This window comes from Arsenophonus sp. ENCA (assembly GCF_002287155.1).
Classification (GTDB): Bacteria; Pseudomonadota; Gammaproteobacteria; order Enterobacterales; family Enterobacteriaceae; genus Arsenophonus; species Arsenophonus nilaparvatae.
In genome coordinates, this window is record NZ_NHNG01000647.1 from 1 (window position 1) to 1725 (window position 1725).

Here is a 1725-nt window from a genome sequence, read left to right on the forward strand (position 1 = left end):
CCGCTTGGACACAATCTGCCTAATGGCTCTCTGTGATAACAAACTACCGGTGTTTTTGATACTTTTGTTGAGGTGATGCGTGTATGTTGTATTGAATGATTATGCAATTTACCAGATGAGATATTCTGAAATATTCTGAAGGGGAAGGGGCTACTCCCGTAACCCCTTGAAATCATGGTGCCCAGAGGCGGAATCGAACCACCGACACGAGGATTTTCAATCCTCTGCTCTACCGACTGAGCTATCCGGGCAACAGGGCGTATTAAACCTGATTATGATATTTTCGTCAATTAAAATTATTGCAATAAGCTTTCTTATGCTTGTTTTTTCAACAATTTAACAACTAGTATATAAAAAGTGTTCGAAGCTTTTTTGCCTATTAGAAATGGTACCCTTTATTATAAGGGTACCAACTTAACTAAGTAAAAAGGCTGTTAACGATAATTTTTCTGCGCATTATTTACTTTAATCAGATAATTACGTGATTGAGCAGCCGGATGTTTAGTCACTAATGTTTGGTAAACATCACCGGGTGGCATTTGGTTAATAATCTGTGCTGCCAGCTTTTTATCGTTATGGAATACTCTTAATACACTACCGGATCCACCATTATAGGCAGTGATGATCGCATAGCGGCGCGAGGTAGCATTAGTGATTTCACCTAAATAAGTGTTTTGTAGCAATGATAAATAGGCGGTTCCCAGATCAATATTATTGGCAGGATCAAATAAATAATTGCGACTTGGTATGCCTGATTTTCCTTGGGCACGAAAAACGTCTTTGCCAGCAGTGTTTGGCATAATTTGCATTAAACCTAAAGCATCAGAGCGACTGACTGCGTAAGGATTAAAACTAGACTCTATTTGCATAATTGCCAAGATCAACGATTGATCAACGCCATATTTTGCCGCTGATTGGCGGATATATGGTAAATACTTATGAGCACGTTTATCCAGGTGATTTGGCACTAATTGGATAGTAATTGACCAGATGACGTGCAATCCTGACTGACGTCGCTGTAATTTATTTTCTAATAGATAGTCGGCAAATTTTGTTGCTCGCCATTCCCAGCGGATCGGTTGATTCGTATGATCAAGTACTTGTCCATATAAAAATGGCTCTTTACTGATAGCAATATTATTAATATCAGAGTAGAGATCAATGGAGCCTGGGTCATCGCCCATCAATAGAGTAGTAACAATGGCTTTTTTTAAGTATTCCTTTGGCTCGACGCCAGCGATGGTTTCAATTGTGATGCTGCCGCTGTCAAAATTAATATGGCTACGGGTTTGGTATTGATCAGTATATTTGACATAATCTTTTGGCCCAGCAATCAGCACTTCCTGAATTCCCCAAATATTCTCTATATTGTGAACAAATTGCTGAACTAAAATATCAAATCCATTGGTATCTTTGATGTATTCAGGATGAAATGAGAACTCTTTTTTACGTCGGGTAGCAAGAGCGTATTTCTGCGCTCCCGCCCCCTAAGAGGCTGTCGCAAAAGGGGTATTTACAATAAAAATAATTTAATTTTTTCTTTAAAATCAAAATATTGAAATCATTAAAAACATGATACTACCTCTTTTGCGACAGCCTCCCTAAGAACGCAGCGTGCAACTTTCACTGCACTGCGCTCAAGCCTCTCAAAGCCTCCATTACGTCAGCCGGTCAGTACCTAAATTTATGGAAGTGACGTTTTGCAAAATACTCATCCCATTCAGG

Annotated in this window: 1 tRNA gene and 1 pseudogene; both read right to left on the reverse strand. The window is 39.2% G+C overall.

Going from position 1 to position 1725, the window contains the following annotated elements:
- Positions 1 to 175: 175 nt before the first annotated feature.
- Positions 176 to 251: transfer RNA gene (locus tag CBG25_RS16860), tRNA-Phe, on the reverse strand.
- Between the two features lie 183 nt (positions 252 to 434).
- Positions 435 to 1448 (reverse strand): annotated as a pseudogene (gene mltC, locus CBG25_RS16865) (membrane-bound lytic murein transglycosylase MltC); the annotation flags it as partial.
- Positions 1449 to 1725: the final 277 nt, after the last annotated feature.